28 protein-coding genes and 1 tRNA gene are annotated in these 26,996 nt (G+C 71.3%); 8 read left to right on the top strand and 21 right to left on the bottom strand.

Annotated features, from left to right (window positions below; all coding sequences use genetic code 11):
- Positions 1-14: 14 nt before the first annotated feature.
- The 6 genes from B5M43_RS06160 to B5M43_RS06135 all read right to left on the bottom strand — a co-directional run bounded on the left by B5M43_RS06160 (position 15) and on the right by B5M43_RS06135 (position 5,542).
- Positions 15-950 carry a carbohydrate ABC transporter permease gene (locus B5M43_RS06160; protein WP_134746719.1) on the bottom strand — a complete coding sequence of 312 codons (936 nt, stop codon included), beginning with the start codon at positions 948-950 and terminating at the stop codon, positions 15-17.
- Positions 950-2,083: a carbohydrate ABC transporter permease gene (locus B5M43_RS06155; protein ID WP_055992769.1), complete on the bottom strand. Its 1,134-nt coding sequence runs from the start codon at positions 2,081-2,083 to the stop codon at positions 950-952. The genes B5M43_RS06160 and B5M43_RS06155 overlap by 1 nt, the downstream gene beginning before the upstream one ends.
- 6 nt (positions 2,084-2,089) lie before the next feature.
- The gene (locus B5M43_RS06150) at positions 2,090-3,424 is read right to left on the bottom strand and encodes an ABC transporter substrate-binding protein (protein WP_134746721.1); all 1,335 of its coding nucleotides are present in this window, start codon (positions 3,422-3,424) and stop codon (positions 2,090-2,092) included.
- 203 nt (positions 3,425-3,627) lie between these two features.
- Positions 3,628-4,014 carry a 50S ribosomal protein L7/L12 gene (gene rplL, locus B5M43_RS06145; protein WP_055992763.1) on the bottom strand — a complete coding sequence of 129 codons (387 nt, stop codon included), beginning with the start codon at positions 4,012-4,014 and terminating at the stop codon, positions 3,628-3,630.
- Between the two features lie 51 nt (positions 4,015-4,065).
- Positions 4,066-4,581, bottom strand: a complete 516-nt coding sequence (gene rplJ, locus B5M43_RS06140) for a 50S ribosomal protein L10 (protein WP_055992760.1) — start codon at positions 4,579-4,581, stop codon at positions 4,066-4,068.
- 271 nt (positions 4,582-4,852) lie between these two features.
- Positions 4,853-5,542 (bottom strand): YqaJ viral recombinase family protein, encoded by a 690-nt coding sequence (locus B5M43_RS06135; RefSeq protein WP_055992757.1) that lies wholly within the window; start codon positions 5,540-5,542, stop codon positions 4,853-4,855.
- Between the two features lie 174 nt (positions 5,543-5,716).
- On the opposite strand from B5M43_RS06135, the gene B5M43_RS06130 reads away from it, so the two are divergent.
- The 3 genes from B5M43_RS06130 to B5M43_RS06120 all read left to right on the top strand — a co-directional run bounded on the left by B5M43_RS06130 (position 5,717) and on the right by B5M43_RS06120 (position 9,083).
- On the top strand, positions 5,717-7,420 hold the full coding sequence (locus B5M43_RS06130; protein ID WP_055992753.1) for an MDR family MFS transporter: 1,704 nt from the start codon (positions 5,717-5,719) through the stop codon (positions 7,418-7,420).
- Positions 7,417-7,917, top strand: a complete 501-nt coding sequence (locus B5M43_RS06125) for a MarR family winged helix-turn-helix transcriptional regulator (protein WP_134746723.1) — start codon at positions 7,417-7,419, stop codon at positions 7,915-7,917. Before B5M43_RS06130 ends, B5M43_RS06125 begins: the two co-directional genes overlap by 4 nt.
- 119 nt (positions 7,918-8,036) lie before the next feature.
- Positions 8,037-9,083 (top strand): NADP-dependent oxidoreductase, encoded by a 1,047-nt coding sequence (locus B5M43_RS06120; RefSeq protein WP_134746725.1) that lies wholly within the window; start codon positions 8,037-8,039, stop codon positions 9,081-9,083.
- Positions 9,084-9,092: 9 nt separating this feature from the next.
- Here B5M43_RS06120 and B5M43_RS06115 read toward each other — a convergent pair whose 3' ends face one another.
- Positions 9,093-9,980: a LysR family transcriptional regulator ArgP gene (locus B5M43_RS06115; RefSeq protein ID WP_055992744.1), complete on the bottom strand. Its 888-nt coding sequence runs from the start codon at positions 9,978-9,980 to the stop codon at positions 9,093-9,095.
- Positions 9,981-10,055: 75 nt separating this feature from the next.
- Here B5M43_RS06115 and B5M43_RS06110 point away from each other — a divergent pair, with 75 nt between their 5' ends.
- Both B5M43_RS06110 and B5M43_RS06105 read left to right on the top strand, forming a co-directional pair.
- Complete coding sequence (locus tag B5M43_RS06110; protein ID WP_230667716.1) at positions 10,056-10,787, top strand: LysE family transporter; 732 nt, start codon at positions 10,056-10,058, stop codon at positions 10,785-10,787.
- Between the two features lie 64 nt (positions 10,788-10,851).
- Positions 10,852-11,136, top strand: a complete 285-nt coding sequence (locus B5M43_RS06105) for an acylphosphatase (protein ID WP_055992738.1) — start codon at positions 10,852-10,854, stop codon at positions 11,134-11,136.
- A 68-nt stretch (positions 11,137-11,204) separates the two neighbouring features.
- Here B5M43_RS06105 and rplA read toward each other — a convergent pair whose 3' ends face one another.
- The 6 genes from rplA to B5M43_RS06075 form a co-directional block, all read right to left on the bottom strand.
- Entirely contained in the window at positions 11,205-11,897 is a 693-nt protein-coding gene (gene rplA / locus B5M43_RS06100; RefSeq protein WP_134745564.1) for a 50S ribosomal protein L1, read from the bottom strand.
- 14 nt (positions 11,898-11,911) lie between these two features.
- Complete coding sequence (rplK, locus tag B5M43_RS06095) at positions 11,912-12,343, bottom strand: 50S ribosomal protein L11 (RefSeq protein WP_055992732.1); 432 nt, start codon at positions 12,341-12,343, stop codon at positions 11,912-11,914.
- 175 nt (positions 12,344-12,518) lie between these two features.
- A complete protein-coding gene (nusG, locus tag B5M43_RS06090; protein WP_055992731.1) occupies positions 12,519-13,541 on the bottom strand; it encodes a transcription termination/antitermination protein NusG in 1,023 nt (340 codons plus the stop codon).
- Positions 13,542-13,634: 93 nt separating this feature from the next.
- Positions 13,635-13,895 carry a preprotein translocase subunit SecE gene (secE, locus tag B5M43_RS06085; protein ID WP_134745565.1) on the bottom strand — a complete coding sequence of 87 codons (261 nt, stop codon included), beginning with the start codon at positions 13,893-13,895 and terminating at the stop codon, positions 13,635-13,637.
- A gap of 35 nt (positions 13,896-13,930) precedes the next feature.
- Positions 13,931-14,003: transfer RNA gene (locus tag B5M43_RS06080), tRNA-Trp, on the bottom strand.
- Between the two features lie 189 nt (positions 14,004-14,192).
- A complete protein-coding gene (locus tag B5M43_RS06075) occupies positions 14,193-14,624 on the bottom strand; it encodes a MarR family winged helix-turn-helix transcriptional regulator (protein WP_134745566.1) in 432 nt (143 codons plus the stop codon).
- Between B5M43_RS06075 and B5M43_RS06070 the strand changes: the two genes are divergently transcribed.
- Positions 14,617-15,825 (top strand): MFS transporter, encoded by a 1,209-nt coding sequence (locus tag B5M43_RS06070; RefSeq protein ID WP_134745567.1) that lies wholly within the window; start codon positions 14,617-14,619, stop codon positions 15,823-15,825. The genes B5M43_RS06075 and B5M43_RS06070 overlap by 8 nt on opposite strands.
- 65 nt (positions 15,826-15,890) lie before the next feature.
- Here B5M43_RS06070 and B5M43_RS06065 read toward each other — a convergent pair whose 3' ends face one another.
- Both B5M43_RS06065 and gabT read right to left on the bottom strand, forming a co-directional pair.
- A complete protein-coding gene (locus tag B5M43_RS06065; protein WP_055992719.1) occupies positions 15,891-17,354 on the bottom strand; it encodes an NAD-dependent succinate-semialdehyde dehydrogenase in 1,464 nt (487 codons plus the stop codon).
- 54 nt (positions 17,355-17,408) lie between these two features.
- The gene (gene gabT / locus B5M43_RS06060; protein WP_134745568.1) at positions 17,409-18,767 is read right to left on the bottom strand and encodes a 4-aminobutyrate--2-oxoglutarate transaminase; all 1,359 of its coding nucleotides are present in this window, start codon (positions 18,765-18,767) and stop codon (positions 17,409-17,411) included.
- A gap of 93 nt (positions 18,768-18,860) precedes the next feature.
- On the opposite strand from gabT, the gene B5M43_RS06055 reads away from it, so the two are divergent.
- On the top strand, positions 18,861-20,360 hold the full coding sequence (locus B5M43_RS06055; protein ID WP_134745569.1) for a PucR family transcriptional regulator: 1,500 nt from the start codon (positions 18,861-18,863) through the stop codon (positions 20,358-20,360).
- A 77-nt stretch (positions 20,361-20,437) separates the two neighbouring features.
- Positions 20,438-21,637, top strand: coding sequence for a pyridoxal phosphate-dependent aminotransferase (locus tag B5M43_RS06050; RefSeq protein WP_134745570.1), 1,200 nt, complete (start codon positions 20,438-20,440; stop codon positions 21,635-21,637).
- 125 nt (positions 21,638-21,762) lie between these two features.
- On the opposite strand, the gene B5M43_RS06045 is transcribed toward B5M43_RS06050, so the two are convergent.
- From B5M43_RS06045 to B5M43_RS06020, 6 genes are all read right to left on the bottom strand, one after another.
- Positions 21,763-22,653 (bottom strand): NAD(P)-dependent oxidoreductase, encoded by an 891-nt coding sequence (locus B5M43_RS06045; protein WP_055992707.1) that lies wholly within the window; start codon positions 22,651-22,653, stop codon positions 21,763-21,765.
- Complete coding sequence (locus tag B5M43_RS06040) at positions 22,650-24,107, bottom strand: four-carbon acid sugar kinase family protein (RefSeq protein ID WP_230667714.1); 1,458 nt, start codon at positions 24,105-24,107, stop codon at positions 22,650-22,652. The genes B5M43_RS06045 and B5M43_RS06040 overlap by 4 nt, the downstream gene beginning before the upstream one ends.
- Positions 24,108-24,242: 135 nt before the next feature.
- Entirely contained in the window at positions 24,243-24,944 is a 702-nt protein-coding gene (locus B5M43_RS06035; RefSeq protein ID WP_134745571.1) for a FadR/GntR family transcriptional regulator, read from the bottom strand.
- A 5-nt stretch (positions 24,945-24,949) separates the two neighbouring features.
- Positions 24,950-26,086 (bottom strand): UDP-N-acetylmuramate dehydrogenase, encoded by a 1,137-nt coding sequence (locus B5M43_RS06030; protein ID WP_134745572.1) that lies wholly within the window; start codon positions 26,084-26,086, stop codon positions 24,950-24,952.
- A gap of 5 nt (positions 26,087-26,091) precedes the next feature.
- On the bottom strand, positions 26,092-26,505 hold the full coding sequence (locus B5M43_RS06025) for a MaoC/PaaZ C-terminal domain-containing protein (protein WP_055992701.1): 414 nt from the start codon (positions 26,503-26,505) through the stop codon (positions 26,092-26,094).
- A complete protein-coding gene (locus B5M43_RS06020; protein WP_134745573.1) occupies positions 26,502-26,948 on the bottom strand; it encodes a MaoC family dehydratase N-terminal domain-containing protein in 447 nt (148 codons plus the stop codon). The genes B5M43_RS06025 and B5M43_RS06020 overlap by 4 nt, the downstream gene beginning before the upstream one ends.
- Between the last annotated feature and the right edge of the window lie 48 nt (positions 26,949-26,996).

Raw genomic sequence — 26,996 nt, 5'->3', positions numbered from 1 at the left:
TCAGCCCTTCGCGCTCACCCCTTGGCGGAGCCGGCCAGCAGGCCGCGCACGAAGTAGCGCTGCAGGAACAGGAACACCAGCAGCGGCACGATGATCGCGATGAACGCGCCGGCCGTGAGCAGGTGCCAGTCCTCGCCGCGCTGACCCACCATCTGCGCCAGCAGCTTCGTGATCGGCGCCACGTTGCCGTCGGCGAAGATCAAGGCCACCAGCAGGTCGTTCCAGACCCACAGGAACTGGAAGATCGCGAACGAGGCGATGGCCGGCATGCTCAGCGGGAGCACGATGCGGAAGAAGATCTGCCCGTGCCCGGCGCCGTCCACGCGGGCCGCCTCGATCACCTCCCCCGGGATCTGGGCGATGAAGTTGTGCAGCAGGAAGATCGCCAGCGGAAGGCCGAAGATCGTGTGCGCGATCCAGACCTGCGCGTAGCCGGCCTGCTCCGAGAACGCCTGGATGATCGGGAAGCCGAACAGCTCGCCCTGCGAGAACAGCTGCAGCAGCGGGATGAACGCCATCTGGATCGGGACGATCTGGAGGGCGAACACCAGCACGAACAGCAGGTTCTTGCCGCGGAACTCCATCCACGCGAAGCCGTACGCGGCCAACGTCGCCAGGATCAGCGGGATGATCGCCGACGGCAGCGTGATCGCGAACGAGTTCACGAACGCGCCCAGCAGGCTGAGCCCGCCCGTCGAGGTGTTGAGCGCCTCGACGTAGTTCTCCGTCGTCCAGCCCCAGTTCTGCAGGGCCGTCCACCATCCGGTGGTCTGGATCTCCACCCGCGGGCGGAACGAGGAGACCAGGATTCCGAAGGTCGGGATCGTCCAGATCGCCGCGATGATGATCGCCGCGAGCGTCGCCCACGGCGACGTCAGCCGCCGCTTGGCTTCCCCGAAGGCGGGCGCCTTCGCCTTGCGGCCGGTCGTGATCAGCTCGGTCGCGGTCATCAGCGCACCTCCCTCTGGGCCTTGAGCTGCCTGGCGTTGTAGATGACCAGCGGCAGCACGAGGATGAACAGGATCACGGCGTACGCCGCCGACCTGCCCGGCTCGAAGCTGCGGAACTGCTGGTACATCTCGTTCGCCAGCACGGACGTGTTGTTCGCGCCTGCGGTCATCGTTCGGACGATGTCGAAGATCTTCATCGACGCGATCGCGATGGTCGTCAGCACGACGATCAGCGACGGCCGGATCCCCGGCACCACGACGTTCATGAACCGCTCGTAGCCGTTGGCGCCATCGAGCTCGGCGGCCTCCAGCTGCTCCGTGGGCACGCCCTTGATCGCCGCCGAGAGCACCACCATGGCGAACCCGGTGTAGATCCAGACGAACACGACGATGAGCGCGAGCGTGTTCCAGGGCTGCACCTGCAGGAACGGCACCGGACTGCCTCCGAGCCAGACGATGATCTGATTCACGAAGCCGATCTGCTCCGCATCCACCGGACGCGCCGTGTACATGAAGCGCCAGATGATCGACGCGCCCACGAACGAGATCGCCATCGGCAGGAACACGAGGATCTTGTAGACCTTCTCACCCCGTGTCTTGTCGATGAAGTACGCGTACACGAGCCCGATCACGGTCGAGACCACGGGCGCGATCAGCACCCACACGATCGTGTTCACGATCGTCCGGATGCCCTGCGGCTGCGTGAGGATCCACACGAAGTTGTCGAGCCCCACGAACGCGGTTCCCCGGGAGTTCATGGTCGAGGCGACGAGGGTCTGGATCACCGGCAGGACGAGGCCTACCAGCAGCAGGGCGAGCGCAGGGGCGAGGAAGCCGAACAGCTGGAACAGCGAGCCGACGCCCCCGCGGGAGCGCTGGTCGAGCCAGAAGAACAGCAGACCCAGCACTCCCGCGGCGGCGATCGCCCACCACCACGACTGCAGCGCCCACATGATCCCGAGCGGGATCAGGACGCAGGCGGCGAGCCGGGCGATGGTGTACGCCCGGCCCGCGCGCGGCGCGATCTCGATGAAGAAGAGCAGCACACCCACCGCGAACACGAACACCCCGATGATGATCGGGATCTCGAGCCACGGCGAGAGCGTGCTCAGCCATCCGAAGAAGTCGGCCATGTCGGGCTATTCAGCCGGCCAGCCCGACTCGATCTGCTCGAGCACCTGATCCGTGGGCGTGCCGTTCACCCAGTCGCGCATGCCCTGCCAGAACGAGCCCGCACCCACGGCCGAAGGCATCAGGTCGGAGCCGTCGAAGCGGAACGTGGTCTCCTCGTTCTGCAGGATCTCGATCGCCGCCTGCAGGATGGCGCTCTGCGCGTTGGCGGGGTCGAGGCCCTTGTTGGCGCTGATCACGCCGCCGAGCGAGACGCGCGAGTTGGCCCACTCGGGGCTCGACAGGTACTCCTGCACCTTGACGGTCGCCTCGTCGTCGCTGAACGCGCCGACGATCTCGCCGCCACCGGTGACGACCTCGCCCTCGGCACCCGACTCGAACGGCGGCAGCATGAAGGCCCAGACGTCGCCGTCCTCGCCCACCTCGCCGCCGGCGTCCACGATGAAGCCGTCGAGGAACGACGCCTGGTGCGTCAGCTTGCAGTCACCCGACACGAGCGCGTTCGCCACGTCGCCGAACGGCGTGGAGCCGATCGAGGAGACGTCGCCGAAGCCCGCGTTGACGTACTCCGGGTTGAGCAGGATCTTCGCCGTCTCGTCGAACGCGGCCTGGATCTGCGGGTCGGTGAAGGGCACCTCGTGCGCGACCCACTGGTCGTACACGTCCGGTCCGGCCTGGCGCAGGACGAGGTCCTCGATCCAGTCGGTGCCGGGCCATCCGGTCGCGGCGTCCGAGCCGAAGCCGGCGCACCACGGCGGCTGACCGTGGTCGTCGACCATCTGCTGGGTCAGGTCGAGAAGACCCTGCCAGTCGGTCGGGACCTCGTAGCCGTTCTCCTCGAAGAACGCCGGCTGGTACCAGATCCAGCCCTTCACGTTGGCCATCAGCGGCGCGCCGTAGACCGTGCCGTCGAAGGACGCGTAGCCCTCCCAGTCCTCGGCCCAGTGCTCGCGGAGGTTGGAGACGACGCCCTCGGGCGCCTCGAGCAGGTAGCCGCGGCTGGCCATGTCGGCCAGGAGGCCCGGCTGCGGGAAGATCGCGAGGTCCGGCGGGTTGCCGCCCTGCGCGCGCACGGCGATCTGCGCCTCGAACTCCTGCGAGCCCTCGTAGACGATGTCGATGCCGTTCTCCTCCTCCCAGTCCGCCCAGGACTGCTCGAGGAGCTCCGCCTCGGCATCGACGATCGTGCCGTAGACGGTCACCTCGGCGCTCTCGCCGTCGCCCCCGCCACCGCCGCCGCCGTTGGAGACGCCCGGGCCGCTCGTGCAGGCGGCCAGCGTGAGCGCGGTGAACCCGATCCCCGCGGTGGAGAGGATCGCCCTCTTTCGAACTGCAGTCAACATCGTCTGCTCCCGTCGTGTTTGTCACGATCAAAACGGACCGTAGACCCCAAAACTAGGAGCACCGTCCGGGGAGCACAACGTCCGACGCGCGAACCGATACATAACCGTGGCGTATATACCGAAAGCGCCGTCACACCGGTGCCGGGGAACGACGAAGGCCCCGGGATGTCCCGGGGCCTTCGAAGAAGTGGATCCGAATCGGATTACTTGAGGGTGACCGTCGCGCCGGCCTCCTCGAGGGCGGCCTTCGCCTTCTCGGCGGTCTCCTTGTTCGCGCCCTCGATGACAGCCTTGGGGGCGCCGTCGACGACGGCCTTCGCCTCGCCGAGGCCGAGCGAGGTGAGCTCGCGGACGACCTTGATGACCTGGATCTTCTTGTCACCGGCGGCCTCGAGGACGACGTCGAACGAGTCCTTCTCCTCGGCCTCCTCGGCGGGGGCGCCACCGGCGGGGCCCGCGGCGGCAACCGCGACGGGCGCGGCGGCGGTGACGTCGAAGGTCTCCTCGAAGGCCTTCACGAACTCGCTGAGCTCGATGAGCGTGAGCTCCTTGAACGCGTCGAGCAGCTCCTCGGTGCTGAGCTTCGCCATGATGTATCTCCTAGTTATTCGGGGTTTCGGGGGTGCTTATCGCACGGCCTGTCAGGCCGCGGTCTCCTGCTTCTCACGCAGCGCCTCGACCGTGCGCACGGTCTTCGAGAGCGGTGCCTGGAAGAGGGCGGCAGCCTTCGCCATCGAGGCCTTGAGGAGGCCCGCCGTCTTGGCGAGCAGAACCTCACGGCTCTCGAGGTCGGCGAGCTTGCCGACCTCCTCGGCGGTCAGGGGCTTGCCATCGAAGTAGCCGCCCTTGATCACCAGAAGAGGGTGTGCCTTGGCGAAGGCGCGCAGACCCTTGGCGACGGCGACAGGGTCGCCGTGCACGAAGGCGATGGCGGACGGGCCCTTGAGCTCGTCGTCCAGCGCCGAGATCCCCACGTTGTTCGCGGCGATCTTGGTCAGCGTGTTCTTCACCACGGCGAACTCCGCGTCCTGACGGATGCTGTTGCGCAGCTCCTTGAGCTGGGCAACCGTCAGACCGCGGTACTCGGTCAGCAGGACGGCGCTCGAGTTCTCGAAAGACTTCGTGAGCTCGGCGACCGATGCTTCCTTCTGCGCCATGGCCACTCCTTGATGTGAACGAGGTGCCCCACGGTGGTGGGGAACCGACCGAGCCCGCCCCGAAACGCAGAAACGCTCCGGCGCAAGCGCACGGAGCGGGGATCCGGAATCCGGATGTATCGTTCGTGACACCTGCGCGGGCCCCTGCATAGCAGTGCTTCGATCGCTCCGCGCTTGCGCGCATCACGATGACCGGCGGTCTTCGGCTTCCCCAAGGCTACCACACCGCACGCACCGCTCCCGACGCCACCCGGCGCCTGCCACACTCGGGTCAGTCGGAGAGGGCGAGGGCGCGGAACATGTCGCGCTCGCGGAGCGCCTCGCGGTTCGACGGCGGCGCGGCCGGGCCGTCGAGCGGCGCCGGCGTGACCCGGCGTCCCGTGGTGCGCTGGTAGAGCTCGTCGATCAGGCGCGTGGCGAGGCGCACGAGCTGCGCGATCTCGCGGTCGTCACGGTCGATCCAGGTGCAGCGCGGCTCGTCGTGCAGCGGCTGGAAGTCGCGGTGCTCCTCCCAGACGAAGAGGGTCCGCTCCGCGCCCAGCACGTGCTGCTGCCACCAGACCTGGCGCAGATAGCTGCGCGGGATGGAGCGCCACGACTTGTTCGTGGTCTTGATCTCGGCGAGCGAGACGCGACCCTGCCCGTCGACGCCGATGCCGTCCGGGGTCGCCAGGTGCCGCTTCTCGACCACCGCATGGAACAGCGCGCTCGAGGGCTGGATGCCGTGGGTGGCCGCGATCCACGCGGCGATCTCGGGCTCGCGGCGCCGCCCGTGGTCGGTGTACGCATTGCCCGAGAAGCGCGAACCCATCAGCTTCTGGTCCGCCGCGCGCTTGATGGAGACCTCGCTCGCCGTGAGCATCGCGACATCCGTCGCCGTGATGCCACGCGAACGCGCGCGCAGCCACCCCACCCGGTCGCGGGAGTCCGCGAGGATCCGGGCCTGCAGTTCGGGTGTCACCCGACGACCCTAACCCCGCCCAGCGACACCCCTCGACCGCAACGCCGAGCGACCTGGAGCCCGCAGACCGAATGGTTGCGAAAAGTCAACGAACACGCCTATAGTTGACCTCTCGCAACTTTCTGCGCGCCGACGTCGCCGCGCCTCTCCGTTGGAATCGCAGGAAAGGGTCGCATGACCGACGCATCCACCCGCATGTCCCATCGCCAGGTCCTCGAGGCCATCTCCGGCCTCCTGCTGGCAATGTTCGCGTCGATGATGGCCAACACCATCGTCGGCACCTCGCTGCCGATCATCGTCCCCGACCTGGGCGGGACGCAGACCGACTACACGTGGGTGGTCACCGCATCGCTGCTCACGACCGCGATCTCGACGCCCATCTGGGGCAAGCTCGCGGATCTCACGAACCGCAAGGTCCTCGTCCTCGTCGCGCTCACACTGTTCCTCGCGGCGAGCGCCGTGGCGGGCTTCGCCCAGAGCCCCGGGATGCTCATCGCAGCGCGCGCCTTCCAGGGCGTCGGCGCCGGCGGCGTCGCCGCGCTGAGCCAGGTCATCATGGCCGACATCATCAGCCCGCGCGAGCGCGGCAAGTACATGGGACTGTTCGGCGTCGTGATGGGCGTCTCCACGGTCGGCGGCCCGATCATCGGCGGCGTGCTCACCGACACGGTCGGCTGGCACTGGAACTTCTTCGTCGGCATCCCGCTGGGCCTCATCGCCTTCGCGGTGATCGTGAAGACGCTCACGCTGGCGCCGCGCGCCAACCGCCGCGTCCGCATCGACTACCTCGGCATCGTGCTGCTCTCGGTCGCCTCCAGCCTGCTGCTCATCTGGGTGACGAACGTCAAGGACTACGGCTGGCTGAGCACCGAGACGTACGTCATGGTGGGCGGCGCGATCGTCGCGACGGCGCTGTTCATCTGGGTGGAGACCCGTGCCGCGGAGCCTCTCGTGCCCCTGAGCCTCTTCCGCAACCGCACGTTCACGCTGGCGGTGCTGGCATCCATCTCGATCGGCGTCGCGATGTTCGGCACGGCGGTGTACCTGGGCCAGTACTTCCAGATGGCGCGCGGCTTCGACCCGACCGGCGCGGGGCTGATGACCATCCCGATGGCCGCCGGCATGCTGATCTGCTCGACGGTCGTGGGCCAGCTCGTGACCCGCTTCGGCGCGTGGAAGCGCTACCTCGTGATCGGCGCCGTCGTCATGACGATCGGCAACGGCCTGCTGGCCACCCTGACGGCCGACACCCATCTGGCACTGGTCGGCCTCTACATGTTCCTGCTCGGCGCCGGGATGGGCATGACCATGCAGAACCTCGTGCTGGTCGTCCAGAACACCGCCCGCTCCCAGGAGATGGGCGTCGCGAGCTCGGGGGTCAACTTCTTCCGCACGATCGGCGGCACCGCCGGCGTCGCGGTGATCGGGTCGGTCCTGGCATCCACCATGACCGACCTGCTGGCCCAGCGCCGGGATGAGCTGATGACCGCGATCGCGGGGCTCGGCGCACGGGGCGCCGAGGTCGCCGAGCAGTTCCGGTCGGGCACCATGCCGGTCGCGCGCGACCTCCCCGAGCCGGTGCGCGTCATCGTCGAGCAGGTCGCGGCCACGTCGATCGCCCATGCGTTCCTGGTCGGCGTCCCCCTCGGCGTGCTCAGCATCCTCTGCATCGTGTTCCTGCCCAACATCCCGCTCGGTCGCAAGAACAACGCGGAGCGGATGCGCGAGCAGGCCGCAGCGGGGATCGGCGAGGAGATCGTCGACGATGCGCTCGCCCAGGCGGGAGTCCCGCTGGCGACCGGCGCCATCCCGGTGACGGATGATCAGAGCCGGGCCACTCAGGACGCGGACGCTCCCCGCGGCGGGCGGCGGTCATGAACGCCGGGAGGCACGACCGCGCGACGGAGGACCCGTCGGAGCGCGCGAGCGCGGTGCGCTCCGTCGAGCTCGAGTTCTCGGAGCTCATGGCCCACGTCCGGCGGCTGATCTCACGCCGCGCCGAGCGCGTGAGCCCGGGAATGCTCCCGGGTGCCTACAAGGTGTTCACGGCCATCGCCGACACCGGCCCCGTCACGGCGTCGGCCATCGCCGAGCGCCTGATGATCGACAAGGGTCAGCTCAGCCGAACGGTGCGCGAGCTGGAGGACCTCGGGCTCGTGGCGCGCACGCCGGATCCGGCTGACCGCCGCGCGCACCTGCTCGAGGCGACCGATCTCGGTCGCGGCCGTCTCGAGCAGGCGCGCGCGCCCGAGGAGCCCGGGCTGTCCCGTGCGCTCGAGCACTGGGACCTCGCCGACGTGCGGCGGCTCGCCGCCCTGCTGCACGCGCTGAGCCACGACGAGGTGCCGGACCGAGACGGAGCCGCAGACGCCTGACGGACCCCGTCGCATCCCGTAGCACCCAGGAAACACCGGCGTGACGAAGGCCGGATTGACTGTGGGCACGGGATCCGCGACGGCGCGCGATCCCCCCGACGCTCGGAAGAGGGGAAACGATGAGATTCCGGCCGCCGCGCTCCGCCGCACGCACCACCACCGCCCGCGCGCCGCGCGGCGCACTCGCCGAGACGGTAGAGGCGCCGCCCGAGCACATGCGCGCGGTCCTGTTCGACGGGCCCGGCGATGCCTCCGCGCTGCGGGTCGACACGATCCCCGTCCCCTCCCCCGTCATGGACGAGGTGCTCGTCCGCGTCGTCGCCGCCGGCGTGAACCCGATCGACGCGAAGACGCGCGCGGGCGGCGGGGTCACCCCCGGGATCGCCTCATACCCCGTCGTTCCCGGCTTCGACCTATCCGGCGTCGTCGTGGCGTCCCCGTTCGAGGCGCACCCGCTCCCGCCCGGCACACCCGTGTTCGGGATGGCCGCCGTGCCGCGCACCGCGGGAGCCTACGCGGAGTACGCGGTGGTGCCCTCGACCTCCCTCGCCCGCAAGCCCTCGTCCCTCTCGCACGTCGAGGCCGCCGGCGTGCCGCTGGCGGCGCTCACCGCCTGGCAGCTCATCGTCGAGACGGCGCACGCGCACGAGGGCCAGCGCATCCTGATCCACGCGGGCGCCGGCGGGGTCGGCCACTTCGCGGTGCAGTTCGCGTCGTACTTCGGCGCTCATGTGACCGCGACGGCGTCCGCGGCCAACGCCTCGTGGCTCCGCGAGCTCGGCGCTCACGTCGTGATCGACCACACCACGACCCGGTTCGAGGAGGTCGCCACCGACGTCGACGTGGTGATCGCGCTGCTGGGCGACGAGAGCACCGTGACGCGCTCGCTCCAGGTGCTCCGCCCGGGCGGCCTGCTCGTGGTCGTGCCGTCGAGCGGATGGCCCGGCTACGCGGAGGCGGCCGCGGACGCGGGCGTGCGCGCGACGCGGTTCAAGGTCGTGCCGGACGGGGTCGCGCTCAGCACGATCGGCCGGCTCCTCGACTCCGGCGCCATCCAGGTGTACATCGAGGACGTGTTCGACCTCGAGGACGCCGCCGACGCGCACCGCCACCTCGAGACGGGGCGCACGCGAGGCAAGCTCGTGCTGCAGGTCTCGGACGGCTGATCGCCGAGCTCAGGCGGGCGCGAGCGCGGCCCGCGCGCCGACGACCACCGCGTCCCGGATGTCCGACAGCAGCGGCGAGCGCAGGTTCCACTGCTGCCAGTACAGGGGCACGGTGATCGTCGGACCGTCGAGGCGCACGAGCCGGCCGTCCTCCAGCGCGGTCTGCGCCTGCAGCGGCGGCAGCAGCCCCCATCCGAACCCGAGCTTGATCGCCGTGGCGTAGTCGTCCGACGCGGGCACGTAGTGCCGCGGCGGACGCGACGGGTCGACCCCGCGCTCCTGCAGCCACCGTCGCTGCAGGTCGTCGCCGCGATCGAACTCGACCACGGGCGCGGACGCCAGGGCGTCGAGCGTCGAGCCCGCGGGCAGCCACCGCTCCACGTACGCGGGCGAGGCGACCGGGTCGTAGGTCATGACCCCGAGCGGCGTCACGACGCATCCGCCGATAGGCGCCCGCTGGGAGGTGACGGCGGCGGTCACGGTGCCGGCCTCGAGCAGCGCGGCCGTCCGGTCCTGATCGTCGCGATGCAGTTCGAAGCCGACCTCGTGCGTCCTCAGGACGCCCTGAAGGGCCGGGAGGAACCAGGTCGCCAGGGAGTCGGCGTTGACCGCGATCGGCACCCGCATCCGCCCGGGTCCCTCGAGCCCCAGCTCGACGCCGGCGTCGTGGCCGAGCAGGGCGTACTGCCGCGCCAGACGGACCACGACCGCGCCCGCCTCCGTGACCCGCGCGGGCTTCGACCGCACCACGAGGACGCGACCGAGCTGTCCTTCGAGCGTCCGCAGCCGCTGGCTCACGGCCGACGGCGTGATGCGCAGGGCGCGGGCGGCGCCCTCGAGGCTGCCCTCGTCGACGACGGCCGCGACCGTCTCGGCGAGATCCGGGGCGATCCACATGAAGCATTCCTTAGGTTGGTGCAGAATCGTGAACGTCGCTTTTGATTATGCCCGCGCGCTCCCTAGCGTGGAGGCGTGCTCGCCGCTTCGTCCTCCTCCGTGCTCGCCGCGCTCGCGGCCGGCCTGGGCCTCTGTCTGTCGCTCATCATCGCCCCGGGCGCGCAGAACGTGTTCCTGCTGCGCATGGGCGTGCAGCGGCGACACGCCGTGGCGCTGGCGATCACGTGCCTCGTCAGCGACGCCGTCCTCTTCACGGCCGGCGTGGCCGGGTTCGGCGTCGTCGTCGAGCACCTGCCCTGGCTGTTCGAGCTGGTCCGCTGGGCCGGCGTGGTGTTCCTCGCCGTCTACGGCCTGTCGGCGGCCTGGCGCGCGCTGCGCCCCAAGCACGCGTCCATCCGGATCGAGGAGGACGCCCCGGATGCGCCCTCCCCCACCGCGGATGACGCCGCGGACGCTCCGAGCGGCTCGGGCGGGACGGCGACGCTCACGCGTCCCGCGCGCACCACGCGCACGGGGACGGGCACGCTGCTCCCGGCGATCCTGTCGTGCCTGGCGATCACGTGGCTGAACCCGCACGCCTACCTGGACACGGTGTTCCTCGTCGGGTCGGTGTCCGCCAGCTACGGCGCCCTGCGCTGGGCGTTCGGGCTCGGCGCGATCCTCGGCAGCGCCATCTGGTTCTCGTTCCTCACGGTCGCCGCCCGCTTCGCCGCCCGCCGGCTCCGCTCGCCGCGCGCGTGGCGCATCCTGGACGGCCTCATCGCGGTGGCGATGCTCGCTCTCGCTGCCGGCCTGGCGTTCTCCTGACCCGCGCGCACGGCGCGAAGCAAGGGCCCTTCCGCGCGCGATCCGGTCGCGCCACCATGGATCCATGAGGCATGTGCACGTGATCGTCCATGGCCGGGTGCAGGGCATCGGCTACCGCTACGGATTGCGCGAGCAGGCCCAGCGGCTCGGACTCGCGGGGTGGGTGCGCAACCGCCACGGCGACGCCGTCGAGGCGGTGCTGGCGGGCGACGCCGGCGCCGTCGAGGCGGCGCTGGCGTGGATGGAGCACGGTCCCGAGGGCGCCGAGGTGCAGTCGCTCGAGACCTCCGGCGGGGCGGCCTTCGCGGTGCCGGAGGACGGCGGCTTCGAGATCCGCCGCAGCGCCTGACGCGGCCCCGGAAAGCGGAACGACCCCGCCCTTCCGGACGGGGTCGCTCAGCTAACTGACGCTCTGCGTCACGCGATGGCGTTGACGTCCAGCGGGATGCCGGGGCCGAACGTGGTCGACACGGCGCCCTTCTGGATGTAGCGGCCCTTCGAGCTCGACGGCTTCAGGCGCACGATCTCGTCGAGCGCGGCCTGCAGGTTCGCGTCCAGCTGCTCGGCCGAGAACGAGGCCTTGCCGACGATGAAGTGCACGTTGGCGTGCTTGTCGACGCGGAACTCGATCTTGCCGCCCTTGATCTCCTCGACCGCCTTGGCCGGGTTCGGGGTGACGGTGCCGGTCTTGGGGTTCGGCATCAGGCCGCGGGGGCCGAGGACCTTACCCAGACGACCGACCTGGCCCATGAGCTCCGGCACGGCGACGGCCGCGTCGAAGTCGGTCCAGCCGCCGGCGACCTTCTCGATGAGCTCGGCGCCGCCGACCTCATCCGCACCGGCCGCGATGGCGGCCTCGGCCGCGGGGCCGTTGGCGAAGACGATGACGCGGGCGGTCTTGCCCGTGCCGTGCGGGAGCATGACGGTGCCGCGCACCATCTGGTCCGCCTTGCGCGGGTCGACCGAGAGCTTCAGCGCGACCTCGACGGTCGAGTCGAAATTCTTCGAGCCCGTCTCCTTCGCGAGCGCGACGGCCTCGGTGGGCGTGTAGTACTTGCCGGCCTCGATCTTCTCGGCGGCGGCGGCGTAAGCCTTGGACTTGGTAGCCATTATCGTGATCCCCCTCAGTCCTCGACCGTGATGCCCATGGAGCGGGCGGTGCCGGCGATGATCTTCGAGGCGGCCTCGAGGTCGTTCGCGTTCAGGTCGGGCTGCTTCGTCTTGGCGATCTCGGTGACCTGCTCCTTGGTGAGCTTGCCGACCTTGACCGTGTGCGGCGTCGCCGAGCCCTTCTGCAGGCCGGCGGCCTTCTTGATGAGCTCCGCGGCCGGCGGGGTCTTCAGGACGAACGTGAAGCTGCGGTCCTCGTAGACGGTGATCTCCACGGGGATGACGTTGCCGCGCTGCGACTCGGTCGCGGCGTTGTACGCCTTGCAGAACTCCATGATGTTGACGCCGTGCTGACCCAGGGCCGGGCCGATCGGCGGCGCCGGGTTGGCTGCACCGGCGTTGATCTGAAGCTTGATCAGGCCGGTCACCTTCTTCTTCGGTGCCATTTCCTCTTCCTTTCATCGAGCGGATGCCGGTTGCGATCCGCTCTCCCGCACACAGCGCGATCCCGGAGGATCCTGCGAGCGGTGGGATGCCTGCGCAGACAGGGCGCAAACCAGTAGATCCTACCAGAAACAGAAGAGCCGGCCCCGTGAGGGACCGGCTCTTCAGAAACTCATCTCACACCATCTTGGTGACCTGGTCGAACGACAGCTCGACCGGGGTCTCGCGCTCGAAGAGCGACACCAGCACGGTGAGCTTGCCGCTCTCCGGCTTGATCTCGCTGATCGTGCCGGGAAGACCCGCGAACGAGCCCTCCTTGATCGTGATCGTCTCGCCGGCCTCGAAGTCGACCTCGGCGGGAAGCACGCGGGCCTGCGCGGCCTGACCCTTGGGCGCGCCGCTCTTGGCCTGAGCCTGCGCCTCCTTGATCTCGACGAGGGGCTTCAGCATGTTGAAGGCCTCCTCGAAGCGCAGCGGGGTCGGGTTGTGGGCGTTGCCCACGAAGCCGGTGACGCCCGGGGTGTGGCGCACGACCGACCAGGTGTCCTCGTTGAGCTCCATGCGCACCAGCACGTAGCCGGGGATGCGCACGCGCGTGACCATCTTGCGCTGGCCGTTCTTGATCTCGACGACGTCCTCCATCGGGACCTCGACCTGGTAGATGTCGTCCTCGACCTCGAGCGTCGACTTGCGCTGCTCGATGTTGGCCTTGACCTTGCGCTCGAAGCCCGCGTACGAGTGGATGACGTACCACTTGCCCTCCTGGGCACGCAGCTCCTGACGGAAGGCCTCATACGGGTCGTCCGACTCGGCAGTCTCGCCGTCCTCGTCCTCGTCGCCGTTCACGTCGGGGCCGTCGTAGGGGGTCACCTCGTCGGCGGCCAGCGCAGCGGCCTCCTGGGCCTCCTCCGCGGCGGAGTCGGAGAGAACCTCGGCCGCGGCCTCGACCTCGCTGGTCTCGTCGATGTTCAGTGCGTCGTTCACGATCGCGTCGGCCTCCGGGTCGTCGATGTCGATGTCTTCGTCGCTCGCGTCGTCCTCGTCCGCGGCTCCGTCGTCGATGTGCATGGCGAGATGCTCGGCGGCCTCGCTGGCGTGCGCCTCGGCGTAGAGCACGTTGCCCTCCTGGGCCTCGTCCTCTTCGCTCGACTGCTCGGCTGCCGGGGCCCAGTCGGCGTCATCGACATGCTTTTCAGACACTGACAGTCCTATCCATAACCAGAGTCTCTTCCATTACGCGGCGGATGTGCAGAGGGCACGTCCACCCGGCCCGACGGGCCGTGCGTCAGTCGATCAGGCCGGGACTCCGAAGACGACCGTCGCGACCCACGAGAAGAGGTAGTCGAGCCCGTAGACGAACCCCATCATGACGACCACGAAGCCGAGCACGACGGCCGTGAACTTCAGCAGCTCCGAGCGGGTCGGCGTGACGACCTTGCGGAGCTCGGCGATGACCTGGCGGAAGAAGATCACGATCCGCGCGAAGAAGCCGGGCTTCTTCTCGCCGTTCGCGCCTGCCGCGACGATCTCGCCGTTCGCTGCGTCCTGGACCATTCGCTGCCTTTCGTGAGTCAGCTGACGCTGACGCGCAGGGCGGACAGGAATCGAACCTGCAACCTGCGGTTTTGGAGACCGCTGCTCTGCCAATTGAGCTACCGCCCTAGAGGTCCGAAGACCCCGGGATCATCCGATCCTCCAGCCGCTTCCGGAACCCGGGCACAGCGAAAGAATGCAGACGACAACTGCGTACCAAGCATACGGCATGCCCGAATGGGCCGCGAACCGGGGCGGGATCCCGCGCGTGGCGCGGGGTGCCCGATGCCCGGCCACGAGCGGACCTCCGGGGCCGGATCAGCGGGCCGGCCCGGGAAGGGCGACGCCGTGCAGCGCCTCGACGAGCGGGGCCAGCTCGGGACGCCCCTCCGCCTCGCCCAGGGCGCGCTCGAGCGTCTCGTCGTGCACCGGCCGGGCGCTGAGGTACAGCTCGCGGCCGCGGGGCGTCAGCTCGGTGTAGATGCCTCGCCGGTCGTCCGCACACAGCACACGAGAGAGCAGCCCCCGATCCTCGAGACGGGTGACCAGCCGGGTGGTGGCGCTGGGGCTCAGCGCGGCCGCTCGCGCGAGCTGCTGCATGCGCATGTGCCAGCCGTCCTGCCTGTCGAGGGCGTCCAGCACCGTGTACTCCACCACCGACAGACCGGCGGCGGCCTGCAGCGACCGCTCCAGCTCCGCCTCGATCAGGGAGTGCAGTGCGGCCAGCGTGCGCCACCCCTCCATGCCCATCGGATTGATCGCCCTGGCCGTCGGCGCCTTCGGCATCGGCCTCACCGAGTTCGTGATCATGGGCCTGCTGCCCGAGGTCGCGCGCGACTTCGCCGTCGCGGAGGCGACCGCCGGCTGGCTCATCTCCGGATACGCGCTCGCGGTGGTCGTCGGGGCGCTCGTCCTGACGGCGGCCACCACCCACCTTCCCCGTAAGCGCGTGCTGCTCGGCCTGCTGATCCTGTTCGTCGCCGGGAACGTCCTGACGGCGCTCGCCGACGCGTACGCCCTCGCCATGATCGGAAGGATCCTGGCGGCGCTCAGCCACGGCGCGTTCTTCGGGATCGGATCCGTGGTCGCCGCCGGACTGGTGGCACCGGAGCGGAAGGGCGGCGCGATCGCCCTCATGTTCACCGGCCTGACCGCCGCGAACGTCCTCGGCGTGCCGTTCGGCACGTTCCTCGGCCAGCAGCTGGACTGGCGCGCCACGTTCTGGGCCATCTCCGCGATCGGCGTCATCGCCTTCGCGGGCATCGCCGCCCTGGTGCCGGCCGACCGCTCCGTGACCGAGCGCGTGAGCCTCCGCGGCGAGCTCTCGGCGTTCCGCTCCACGCAGGTGTGGCTGTCCCTCCTGGTCACCGTGCTCGCCTACGGCGGGATGTTCGGCGCCGTCACGTACATCGCCTACACGCTCACCGAGGTGAGCGGCTTCGCGACGGGCGACGTCCCGTGGCTGCTCGTGCTCTTCGGCGCCGGCCTCGTCGTCGGCAACTGGCTCGGCGGACGTCTCGCCGACCGGTCGATCGACGCCACGCTCATCGGATTCATCGCCGCGCTCGCCGTCATCCTGGCGCTGTTCGCCCTGCTCGCCGGATCGGGAGCCGCCACGATCGTCGCGCTGTTCCTGATGGGCGGCTTCGGGTTCGGCACGGTGCCCGGGCTGCAGAGCCGGATCATGGGCTACGCCGGGCAGGCGCCGACCCTGGCGTCGGGCGCCAACATCGGGGCGTTCAACATGGGCAACGCCCTGGGCGCCTGGGCCGGCGGCGTCGGGATCTCGGCCGGGCTCGGCTACACCTCCCCCATCTGGATCGGCGCCGCGATCACGGCGATCGCGCTGGTCGTGATGATCGCGGCCGCCGCGAGTGCGGCGCGCCGGATCCCCGCTGCGTCCGAGACCCCTGTGAGCGGAGCGACCGGCACGATCGCGGTCGCGCGCTGATCCCGGATCGGCGAGAGGGGGATCCGCGCACGCGGATCCCCCTCTCGCGTCTCCCGCGCGGGGCCTCAGGCGTTCGGCAGCAGCGTGTACTTCGTCGAGAGGTACTCGTGGATGCCCTCGAAGCCGCCCTCGCGGCCCACGCCGGACTGCTTGACGCCGCCGAACGGAGCGGCGGCGTTGGACACGACGCCCGCGTTGAGGCCCATCATGCCGGTCTCGAGGCGCTCGATCATCCGGTGCCCGCGCTGCAGGTCCTCCGTGTAGACGTACGAGACGAGGCCGTACTCGGTGTCGTTCGCCATGGCGACGGCCTCGTCCTCGGTCGAGAACGTGGCGATCGCGAGCACCGGACCGAAGATCTCCTCGCGCAGGATCGCGCTGCCCGCCTGCACGCCGGTGACAACGGTCGGCTGGTAGAACGTGCCGGGCCCGTCGAGCTTCTCGCCGCCGGTCAGGATGGTCGCACCGCGCCCGGTCGCGTCGGCGACCAGCTCGGCGGCCTTGTCGACCGCGTCCTCGTCGATCAGCGGGCCGATCTCGACGCCCTCCTCGGTGCCGCGGCCGATCTTCATCTCCGACACCCGCTCGGTGATCCGCCGGCCGAACTCCTCGGCGACCGACTCGTGCACGATGAAGCGGTTCGCGGCCGTGCATGCCTGCCCGATGTTGCGGAACTTGGCCTGCAGCGCACCGGTGACGGCCTTGTCGAGGTCGGCGTCCTCGAACACGACGAACGGGGCGTTGCCGCCGAGCTCCATCGAGACACGGAGCACGCCCTCCGCGGCCTGCGCGATGAGCTTGCGGCCCACCTCGGTCGACCCCGTGAAGGAGAGCTTGCGCAGGCGGGGGTCGGCGATGATCGGGGCCGACACGCGGCCGGACGACGCCGACGTGACGACGTTCACGACGCCCTTCGGCAGGCCGGCCTCGACGAGCAGGCTCACGAAGAACAGCGTGGTGAGCGGCGTCAGCTGCGGCGGCTTGATCACCACGGTGCAGCCCGCGGCGAGCGCGGGAGCGATCTTGCGGGTCGCCATCGCGAACGGGAAGTTCCACGGCGTGATGAAGAACGACGGGCCCACCGGGCGCTGCGACACGATCATCCGGCCCGTGCCCTCGGGGTTCGAGCCGTAGCGGCCCGTGATGCGCACGGCCTCCTCGCTGAACCAGCGGTTGAACTCGTTGCCGTACGCCACCTCGCCCTTGGCCTCGGCGAGCGGCTTGCCCATCTCGATCGTCATGAGCAGCGCGAGGTCGTCGGCGCGCTCGCGCACCAGCTCGAACGCGCGACGCAGGATGTCGCTGCGGGTTCGGGGCGGGGTGGCCGCCCACTCGTCCTGCACGGCGGCCGCGGCGTCGAGCGCCTTGACGCCGTCCTCGGCGGTGGCGTCGGCGACCGAGGCGACGACCTCGTTCGTGGCCGGGTCGCGCACGTCGAAGGTCTTCGCCGACGACGAGTCGACCCACTCGCCGCCGATGAACAGCTGGGTGGGGACGGACGCGAGCAGCGCCCTCTCACGATCGTTCATGGTTCTCCTGGAGTCTCGGGGGTCGTGGGGTGGGGGTGGTCTGTGCCGCCGGGCTCACGCCTCGGCGAGCGCCTGCGCGATGACGTCGAGCCCCTCGTGGAGCAGCTCGTCGCCGATGGCCAGCGGGGGCAGGAAGCGGATGACGTTGCCGTACGTGCCGCAGGTGAGCGTCACGACGCCCGCCGCGATCGCGGCGCGCGCGACCGCGCCGGCCAGCGCCGCGTCCGGCTCGCTCGTGGCGGGGTCGACGAACTCGACCGCCATCATCGCGCCCAGGCCGCGCACGTCGCCGACGCGGGCGTCGGAGACCTGCAGCGCGGTCAGTCGCTCGCGCAGGATCGCGCCGATCTCGTTCGCGCGCTCGATCAGGCCGTCGTTCTCGTACGCGTGGATCGCGGCCAGGGCCGCCGCGCAGGCCACGGGGTTGCCGCCGTAGGTGCCGCCGAGGCCGCCGGCGTGCGCGGCGTCCATGATCTCGGCGCGGCCCGTGACGGCCGCGAGCGGCATGCCGCCGGCGATCCCCTTCGCGGTGGTGATCAGGTCGGGGACGACGCCGAAGTGCTCGCTGGCGAACATCGCGCCGGTGCGGGCGAAGCCGGTCTGCACCTCGTCCGCGATGAACACCACGCCGTTGGCGCGGGCCCACTCGACGAGGGCCGGCAGGAAGCCGTCGGCCGGGACGATGAACCCGCCCTCGCCCTGGATCGGCTCGATGATGATCGCCGCCAGGTTGTCCGCGCCGATCTGCTTCTCGATCAGGGTGATGGCGCGCTTGGCGGCCTCGGGGCCCGAGAGCCCGTCGCGGAACGGGTAGGACAGCGGCGCGCGGTACACCTCGGGGGCGAACGGGCCGAACCCGCTCTTGTAGGGCATGCTCTTGGCGGTCAGCGCCATGGTCAGGTTGGTGCGGCCGTGGTAACCGTGCTCGAACGCGACGACGGCCTGGCGGCCCGTGTGCTTGCGCGCGATCTTGACGGCGTTCTCGACGGCCTCGGCGCCGGTGTTGAACAGGGCGCTGCGCTTCTCGTGGTCGCCCGGGGTGAGGCGGTTGAGCGCCTCGGCGACCGCGACGTACTCCTCGTACGGCGAGACCATGAAGCAGGTGTGGGTGAAGCGCGCGGTCTGCTCGGCGACCGCGGCGACGACCGCCGGGTGGGCGTTGCCCACGGTGGTCACGGCGATGCCCGAGCCGAGGTCGATGAGGGAGTTGCCGTCGATGTCGACGATGACTCCCCCGCCGGCCGCGACCGTGGCGATCGGCACGCTGTGCGCGACGCCGGGCGCCACCGCGGCGGCCTTGCGGGCGAGGATCTCGGCCGAGCGGGGCCCGGGGATGGACGTGACGAGGCGTCGTTCCTGCGGCAGCGAGGGGCCGCCGGTGATCGCGGGGGTGGTGAGCGTGGCGTCGGTCATGCCGCGAGCGTACGACCGCGCCATCCGCCGGTCACTGTCCCGCCCGTACAATACGAAAGGCGGGATTCGCCCGCGCGTACACCGGAGGCGCCCATGGCCGCGATCACCCCGCCTACGCTCGGCGCGCTCCTCGACCGCCCCGACCTCGCCCTGAGGCTCGTCACGCCGCTCGCGGACGGGGGTCGCCCCGTGCGCTGGGTGCACAGCTCCGACCTCGAGGATCCGACCCCGTTCCTCGCCGAGGACGTCGTCCTGCTGACGACGGGCACCCAGTTCCGCGGCGAGGACGCCGCACAGTACGGCGCGTACGTGGAGCGCCTCGCGCGCCGGGGAGTGACGGCCGTCGGGTTCGGCACCGAGGTCGTCCGCGCGGGCGTTCCGGCCGGACTGATCGCGGCGTGCGAGTCGGCGGGTCTGCCGCTGTTCGAGGTGCCCTTCCGGATCCCGTTCATCGCGATCGCTCGCGCGAACGCGGAGGCGATCGCCGCGGAGTCGTATGCGCGGCGCAGCTGGGCGCTCGCGGCCCAGCGGGCGATCTCGCTCGCCGCGCTGCGTCCGGACGCCCTGGATGCGGCGCTCGCGGAGCTCGCCCGCCAGCTGGGCAGCTGGGCCGGCCTGTACGACGCCGCGGGCACCCTGCTGCATGCCCGCCCCGCTCGGCTTCCGAACGAGGTCGGCGACGCTCTCCGCGCCGAGGCCGAGGCCCTGCTCGCCAAGGGCGTCCGTGCGGCCGACACTGCGCGGATCTCGGGGCGCACGTTCGCGCTCCAGACGCTCGGCCGCGGCGGAGAGCTGCGCGGCGTGCTCGCGGTCGAGGCGGAGGGACTCGACCAGGACGCCCGGGGCGTCGTGACCAGCGTCGTCGCGATGGCGGGGTTTGCGCTCGAGCAGAACCAGGCGCTCATCCGCGCCCGCGGCGCCCTGCGCGCCGGAGTGGTGCGCGCGCTGCTGGCGGGAGACGCCGCGCTCGCGCACGACGTCGCGGCCTCATCCTGGGGCGGCCTGCCGGACGAGCCCGCCGTCGCGGCCGTGACATCGGCCGCCCCCGAGCAGCTCGCCGCCTTCCTGGAGCTGCGCGCCGCGCAGCTCCGCGGCCGGTTCTTCTTCGGGGCGCTCCCGGATGGCGACGGCCTCCTGCTGCTCGCGGCGCGCGACGCGGACGCGCCGTTCGCCGAGGCCGCCGCACGCGGCGGCGGCGCGGTGGGGGTCTCGCGCCCCACGACGTACGCGCGCCTCGCGGCGGCGATCGAGGAGGCCCAGGTCGCGCTGGCGCGTTCGGCGGAGGGCGTCACCGGCATCGACGACGTGCCGGACGCGCTGCTGAGCTCGCTGGGCGAGGGCGCGCGCACGGCGGCGCGTGCCCTGCTCGCCCCGCTGGTCCGCTACGACGAGACGCACGGGACCGCGCTGCTCGGCTCGCTGCGGACGTGGCTGGAGCACGACGCCCGGTTCGAGGACACCGCGCGCGCCCTCGGCGTGCACCGCCACACGGTGCGCTCGCGCATCGGGCTCGCCGAGCAGCTCCTGGGCCGCGACCTGTCGTCCTTCGCGTCGCGCGCGGAGGTCTGGCTCGCGCTGGTCTCGGTGTCCTGATCCGGACGTCGTCATCCGGTGCGCGGGGCGTGTCATCGACCTCTCGGACCGCGGATCCGGCGGCTACGCTGATCGGTGTGACCGACCGCGCCCCGCTCTCCCGCAAGCTCTCCGCCATCGCCGAATCCGCCACCCTGAAGGTCGACGCCAAGGCCAAGGCCCTCAAGGCCGAGGGCAAGCCCGTCATCTCGTACGCCGCCGGCGAGCCCGACTTCTCGACGCCGCAGTTCGTCGTCGACGCCGCCGCCGAGGCCCTCCGCGACCCCGCGAACTTCCGTTACACGCCCGCCGCCGGTCTTCCCGTGCTGCGCGAGGCGGTCGCGGCGAAGACCCTTCGCGACTCGGGCCTCGAGGTGCCCGCCTCGCGCGTGGTCGTGACCAACGGCGGCAAGCAGGCCGTGTACCAGGCGTTCCAGGCCGTCGTGAACCCGGGCGACGAGGTGCTGCTGCCGGCGCCGTACTGGACCACCTACCCCGAGGCCATCCGCCTCGCCGACGGCGTGCCCGTCGAGGTGTTCGCCGGCGCCGACCAGGACTACAAGGTGACGGTCGAGCAGCTCGAGGCTGCCCGCACCGACCGCACCACCGTGCTCGTGTTCGTCTCGCCGTCCAACCCGACCGGATCCGTGTACACGCCCGAGGAGACGAAGGCGATCGGCGAGTGGGCGCTCGCGCACGGCATCTGGGTCATCAGCGACGAGATCTACCAGAACCTCGTCTACGAGGGTGCCCGCGCGGTGTCGATCGTCGAGGCCGTGCCCGAGCTCGCCGAGCAGACCATCCTGCTCAACGGCGTCGCCAAGACGTACGCCATGACCGGATGGCGCGTGGGCTGGATGGTCGGCCCCGCCGACGCGATCAAGCTGGCGGCCAACCTGCAGTCGCACCTGTCGAGCAACGTCAACAACGTCGCGCAGATCGCCGCCGCCGCGGCGCTGAACGGACCGCAGGATGAGGCGCTGAAGATGCGCGAGGCATTCGACCGCCGCCGCCGTCTGATCGTCGAGGAGCTGTCGAAGATCGACGGCGTCGAGGTCCCCAACCCGCTCGGCGCGTTCTACGCGTACCCCGACGTGCGCGGCCTGCTGGGCCGCGAGTGGGCCGGTCGCACGCCGACCACGTCGCTCGAGCTGGCAGATCTCATCCTGGACCTGGCCGAGGTCGCGGTCGTGCCGGGCGAGGCCTTCGGCCCCAGCGGCTACCTGCGCCTGTCGTACGCGCTCGGTGACGACGCGCTGCTCGAGGGCATCCAGCGTCTGCAGAAGCTGTTCTCCTGACGCGAGGCGCATCGAGCGCGAGACCTCATCGACGACACGAGACCGCAGCGATCCGCTGCGGTCTCGTGCGTGTGATGAGGTCTCGTGCTTCTCCGCGGCGGCTCAGCCGACGGGGACGGTGGGGCTCACTTCCTGAGTTCGGGTGCGACGACGCGGATCACGGCGGAGTCGTCGAGGGCCCCCAGGCCCTGCGCCTCGCCGAGCAGGAACAGCTGCTCCGCGGCAGCTGCCACGGGGGTGGACAGGTGCGCCTTGCGCGCGGCCTGCCCCACGATCCCGAGGTCTTTCACGAAGATGTCGAGGCGGCTGAGCACCTCGGCGCCACCCTCGTCGTACGCCTGCAGCGCGCGGGGGCCGCGGTTGCCGAGCATGAACGAGTCGGCCGCACCGGCCGTGAGCGCCTCGAGCGTTCGGGCGCGGTCGAGGCCGAGCGCGTCGGCGAGCGCGAGCGCCTCGGCGGCGGCGGCGATGTGGACGCCGCACAGCAGCTGGTTGACGGTCTTGAGCGCCTGGCCGTCGCCGGGCTTGTCGCCCACCACCGTCAGCGTGGACGCGAGCTGCTCGAGCACCGGGCGCGCCGTCTCGAGGGCCGCGGGCTCCGCGCCGACGACGATCAGCAGGTCGCCCTCGCCGGCGCGCACGGGTCCGCCCGAGAGCGGCGCGTCGACGAGGCCGGCGCCGCGCTCGGCGAGCCGTGCCGCGATGTCGGCGATGCCCTCGGTGCCGACCGTGCTGGTCAGGATGACGACGCTCCCCTCGCCGAGGTGGGCCGAGAGCCCCGCCTCGCCGAACAGGAGGTCGTTCAGCTGCTCGCCCGTGCGCACGGCGACGAGCACGGCATCCGCGCCCGTCACCGCGGCCGCGGCCGAGTCCGCGGGCGCGACGCCCTGGTCGGCGGCGAGGGCGAGGCGCTCGGCGGCGAGGTCGTAGCCGCGCACCTCGAAGCGCTGTGCGAGACGGGCGGCCATGGGAAGGCCCATGGCCCCCAGGCCGATGACGGCGACGGTGCTGGTCATGCGATGTCCTTTCGACGGGGAGGTCGGTGCTCGTCCGCGAGCGTCGCGACGACGCGGGAGAGCGAGTCGGGGCCGCCGACGTTTCCGGCGAAGACGACGTACGGGATGCCCACGGCGGGGCCGCTCTCGGGCCGCCACAGCGACACGATGCCGGGCAGCATGGGGCCCACCACCGTCGCGCGACGGATCTCGAGCGCCTCGCTCGCGACGTCGCTCGAGGTGATGCCGCCCTTGGCGATCACGAAGCGGGGCGGCGCGATGCGCAGCACGCGGCGCACGAGCTCGACCACGCCGCTGGACACCTGCCGGGCGATCTCGAGGCTCTGGTCGGGCGATCCGCCCGTCACGAGGTCGCGCGTGGTGTGGACGATCACGGTGCCGTGCGCGAGGGCCTCGGAGACTCGCGCGGCGCTCTCGTCGAGGTGGGCCTCGCGGCGCTCGTCGATCAGGCGGCGCACGTCCAGCTCGACCGTGGCGGTGTCCGGGCGCTCCGCGCGCAGGTGCTCCAGCTGCGCGGTGGTGAGGGGGACGTGGCTGCCCACGACGACGAGCCCGCCGCGCCCCTCGGCGAGGTCCAGCTGCGACGCCTGCACGGGCTCGGCGATCTCCTGGCCGATGTGCGCGCGCAGGTACGGCGGGCCCACGCGCAGCAGCACGTCGCGCTGCAGGCGGTGGAGCGCCAGGGCGACCGCGCGCATGTCTGCCTCGTCGACCACGTCGACCGCCACGACCGTGCCGTCGGGAAGGGCCGCCAGGAACTCCCCCACCGCGTCGGGGCCACGGCGGATCACGTCGATCGTGAGCGCCGCGACCGCCTCGGCGGGCACGCGCCCGTCCGTCTTCTCTTCTACCCAGTCGCGCAGGTCCGATGATGCGAAGCCGAAGGTGGCGTCCTGCGCGAAGGGCGTCCGCCCGACGGGCGTCGCGACATCGTCCACGACCCAGTAGTGCACCGAGCGCACCGTGAGGCGACCGGCATCGGGGAACGCGGGGACCAGCAGAGTCAGCGCGGGGGCGGTCTCGCCGTGCGCGGCGACCTCGGCCGCGAGGACGTCGGTCTCGAGCGGGAAGTGCCCGCGCAGCGTCGAGTCGCTGCGCGACACGAACGTGACGCGGCGGCCGGCGGCGCGCGCGGCGGCGAGCGATACGGCGACGATCTCGCGGTTGCGCTCCGCCGCCGTGTCCTCGTCGAGCGAGCGCGTGTTCGTGAGCACGTAGACCGCCGGCGCGCCGGTAGCGAGCGCGGCATCCAGGTCCTCGCGCTCCCAGCGCGTGAGCACCGGAAGATCCGCGACCGACTGTGTGCCGGTGGGGTCGTCGTCCAGCACGATGAAGACCGAGGCCGGGTCGAGCGCGGCGCGCACGTGGTCCGCGCGGATGTCGAGCGGGGCGGGCAGGTCCGCGAGCAGGGTCGCGACGGGCAGGCTGCCGGCGGGCAGGTTCTCGGGGGGCACGAGAACTCCTTCGTTCACGGATGGAATCCGCGCGGCGGTGCGGCGGAAACCGAGGTATCAGATATCAGATACCGACTGTACGCCCAGACCGCGCTCTCCGCCACACGAGCGACCGGCCGAGCGGCCCGGGCCGTGTCAGTGCTGGTGCACGAAACGCAGCAGATCGTCGCGCGTCTGGCGCATGTGGCTCGCCATCGCATCCCGGGCGGCCAGCGGGTCGCCGGTCTCGAGCGCGTCGAGCACGGCGGCGTGCTCGGCGATCGCGTGCTCGCGGATGTCGAGCACGGCGCTGGTCTCAGCGCGCGTGGCCTCGAGCATCGAGGTGAGCGGGCGCATGGTGGCCAGCAGGATGCGGTTGTCGGCGGCGCGCAGGATGACGTCGTGGAAGTCGAGATCAGCCGCCACGAACGGGTCGACGTCCCCGTCCGCGTGGGCCCGCCGCATCCGCTCGAGGTCGGCGCGCAGCGCCTCGAGATCGTCCGCCGAACGGCGCTCCGCGGCGAGCTGCGCCGCGCCCGTCTCGATCATGACGCGCACCTCGAGCAGCTCGAGCGAGGAGCGCTCGCGCGCGCCCTCCGTGCGGGCGTGCCGCACGACGGCCTCCAGTCCGGTCCACTCCGACGCCGGAGCGATCCGGTGCCTGCTGCCCGGCACCTGAACGATCACGCCCTGCGCCTGCAGCAGGCGCACGGCCTCCCGCACGGTGAGCCGCGACACCCCGAGCTGCGCCGCGATGTCGCCCTCCGGCGGCAGCTGCTCGCTGGCCCGCAGCTCGCCCGCGATGATCGCGTCGAGCAGCCGGTCGACCACCTCGCGCGTGCGGGACACCTTCGCCATGGCCGTCAGAGCTCGACGCCGACGAGCACCGGCTCCGGCTGCAGAACGATGCCGTACTCCGCTGCCACCCGGCTCTGCACGAAGCGCGCCAGCTCCGCTATCTCGCCGGCGGTCGCGCCGCCCCGGTTGGTGAGCGCGAGCGTGTGCTTGGTCGAGAGCGAGGCGCGCGAGCGCGGCAGGTGGAAGCCCTTGCCGAGCCCCGAGTGCTCGATCAGCCAGGCGGCGCTGACCTTGACGAGCGTCTCCTGCGGCGGACGAGGCGGCACGAAGCCCTCGTACGCGGACAGCGGGATGACCGCGACCGTGTCGAGCTGCGGCGTCATGGGCCACCGCGGGCACTCCGCGGGGAGCGTGCGCGCGACGTGCTCGTCCACGATCGGGTTGTTGAAGAACGACCCGGCGCTGTGCGTGTCGGGATCCGGGTCGTCGAGCACCATGCCCTTGCCGCGGCGGGTCGTGATCACGGTGTCGCGGATCCACTGCACGGACACCGCGTCGTCGGTCGACAGACCGAGCGCCGAGCGCAGGCGCGCGTCCTCGATCGGGCGCGGCCCGTGACCGACGTGCACCAGGTCGAGCGTGAGCGACAGGACGACGGCGGAGCGCTCGGCGGTGGAGCCGTAGTGCTGCTTCAGCACCGAGGTCCGCGGGCCGAGGCCCAGCTCGGACGCCGGCACGGTGGAGACCTCGCCGGTCTCCTCGTCGATCAGCTCCACCTCGACGAGCGTCTGGACGATCTCCTGGCCGTACGCGCCCACGTTCTGGATGGGCGCCGCGCCGGCCGTGCCGGGGATCCCCGACATCGCCTCGATGCCCGACAGCCCCTGCGCGACGGTCCAGGCGACGAGCTCGTCCCAGTTCTGGCCGGCCTGCACGCGCAGGCGCACGGAGCCGGCCGGTGCGCCGGGGACGACCTCGAAGCCCGAGGTGAGGATCCGGATCACCGTGCCGGGGAACGCCTCGTCGCCCGGCAGGAGGTTGGATCCGCCGCCGAGCACGAACCACGGGCCGCCGTCGGCCCACACGTCGCGGAGGGCCGCGACGAGCTCGTCCTGCGTGCGGGCGTCGATCATGCGCGCGGGCGTAGCGCCGACGCGCAGGGTGGTGAGGCTGCGCAGCGGGATCGGCTCGATCTCGGGCATCGACGTCACGCGGTGCGGACCCGCACCTGCGCCTTGCCGAGCACGGAGGTGCCGGCGTGGGTCACGGTGAGGTCGATGCGCGCGGTGCCCTCGGCGACCTCGCCGACCTTCGCCGTGACGGCGACGTCGGCGCCGTCCTCCGGGTCGACCACGACCGGGCGCGTGAAGCGCACGCCGTACTCGACGATCCGGCCGGCGTCGCCGAGCCACGGGACGATCGTCTCGACCGCGAGGCCCATGGTGAGCATGCCGTGCGCGAGCACGCCGGGCAGGCCCACGCGCTCGGCCACGTCGTCGCGGTAGTGGATCGGGTTGAAGTCGCCGGAAGCGCCCGCGTACCGCACGAGCGACTCGCGCGTGAGGTGCACCGTGCGCTCGGCGACGACGTCGCCGACCTGGATGGCGTCGAGCGCGCTCATTCCTCTCCCCCGATCAGCAGCACCGAGGTCGCGGTGACGACGTGCGCGCCGTCCGCGTCGGTGATCTCGGCCTCGCTCGTGACCATGGCGCCCTGCCCCATGGCCCGCAGGCCCGTGACGGTCAGCTGCCCCGTGAGCTCGTCGCCGGCGACGATCGGCCGCGTGTAGCGGAAGCTCTGCTGCGCGTGGATCGTGCGCTCCAGCGCGATGCCCGAGTCGGGCTCGGCGAGCAGCTGCTGCAGGGTCATGTCCTGGATCACCATCGCGAACGTCGGCGGGGCGACGACGTCGCCGTAGCCGAGCGCGCGGGCGGCCTCGGGGTCGTGGTGCTGGGCGTCCTCGGCGAACACGGCGCGCGCGAACTCGCGCACCTTCTCGCGTCCGACGAGGTACGGCGCGGTCGGCGGGAATGCGCGACCGAGCAGTTCGGGATTCACTGGCACCGGCTCATCCTATCGACCGCCCCTGACCGGGCCGTCGACCGGCCGGGC

The organism is Microbacterium sp. MEC084 (assembly GCF_004514465.2).
In the GTDB taxonomy this organism is placed as follows: domain Bacteria; phylum Actinomycetota; class Actinomycetes; order Actinomycetales; family Microbacteriaceae; genus Microbacterium.
The sequence above is the reverse complement of the archived record's forward strand: the minus strand, read 5'-3'. Positions and strand labels throughout refer to the sequence as shown.

Coding starts and splice junctions, on each gene's coding strand:
- B5M43_RS06130 (WP_055992753.1), top strand. CDS start 5,717: ATGACCGACGCATCCACCCGCATGTCCCATCGCCAGGTCCTCGAGGCC.
- rplL (WP_055992763.1), bottom strand. CDS start 4,014: ATGGCGAAGCTCAGCACCGAGGAGCTGCTCGACGCGTTCAAGGAGCTC.
- B5M43_RS06025 (WP_055992701.1), bottom strand. CDS start 26,505: ATGAGCGCGCTCGACGCCATCCAGGTCGGCGACGTCGTCGCCGAGCGC.
- B5M43_RS06115 (WP_055992744.1), bottom strand. CDS start 9,980: ATGTGGATCGCCCCGGATCTCGCCGAGACGGTCGCGGCCGTCGTCGAC.
- B5M43_RS06075 (WP_134745566.1), bottom strand. CDS start 14,624: ATGGGCATGGAGGGGTGGCGCACGCTGGCCGCACTGCACTCCCTGATC.
- B5M43_RS06155 (WP_055992769.1), bottom strand. CDS start 2,083: ATGGCCGACTTCTTCGGATGGCTGAGCACGCTCTCGCCGTGGCTCGAG.
- B5M43_RS06150 (WP_134746721.1), bottom strand. CDS start 3,424: ATGTTGACTGCAGTTCGAAAGAGGGCGATCCTCTCCACCGCGGGGATC.
- rplJ (WP_055992760.1), bottom strand. CDS start 4,581: ATGGCGCAGAAGGAAGCATCGGTCGCCGAGCTCACGAAGTCTTTCGAG.
- B5M43_RS06120 (WP_134746725.1), top strand. CDS start 8,037: ATGAGATTCCGGCCGCCGCGCTCCGCCGCACGCACCACCACCGCCCGC.
- B5M43_RS06125 (WP_134746723.1), top strand. CDS start 7,417: ATGAACGCCGGGAGGCACGACCGCGCGACGGAGGACCCGTCGGAGCGC.
- B5M43_RS06030 (WP_134745572.1), bottom strand. CDS start 26,086: ATGCCCGAGATCGAGCCGATCCCGCTGCGCAGCCTCACCACCCTGCGC.
- gabT (WP_134745568.1), bottom strand. CDS start 18,767: ATGACCGACGCCACGCTCACCACCCCCGCGATCACCGGCGGCCCCTCG.
- B5M43_RS06045 (WP_055992707.1), bottom strand. CDS start 22,653: ATGACCAGCACCGTCGCCGTCATCGGCCTGGGGGCCATGGGCCTTCCC.
- secE (WP_134745565.1), bottom strand. CDS start 13,895: ATGGTCCAGGACGCAGCGAACGGCGAGATCGTCGCGGCAGGCGCGAAC.
- B5M43_RS06035 (WP_134745571.1), bottom strand. CDS start 24,944: ATGGCGAAGGTGTCCCGCACGCGCGAGGTGGTCGACCGGCTGCTCGAC.
- B5M43_RS06065 (WP_055992719.1), bottom strand. CDS start 17,354: ATGAACGATCGTGAGAGGGCGCTGCTCGCGTCCGTCCCCACCCAGCTG.
- B5M43_RS06105 (WP_055992738.1), top strand. CDS start 10,852: ATGAGGCATGTGCACGTGATCGTCCATGGCCGGGTGCAGGGCATCGGC.
- rplK (WP_055992732.1), bottom strand. CDS start 12,343: ATGGCACCGAAGAAGAAGGTGACCGGCCTGATCAAGCTTCAGATCAAC.
- B5M43_RS06070 (WP_134745567.1), top strand. CDS start 14,617: ATGCCCATCGGATTGATCGCCCTGGCCGTCGGCGCCTTCGGCATCGGC.
- B5M43_RS06055 (WP_134745569.1), top strand. CDS start 18,861: ATGGCCGCGATCACCCCGCCTACGCTCGGCGCGCTCCTCGACCGCCCC.
- B5M43_RS06160 (WP_134746719.1), bottom strand. CDS start 950: ATGACCGCGACCGAGCTGATCACGACCGGCCGCAAGGCGAAGGCGCCC.
- rplA (WP_134745564.1), bottom strand. CDS start 11,897: ATGGCTACCAAGTCCAAGGCTTACGCCGCCGCCGCCGAGAAGATCGAG.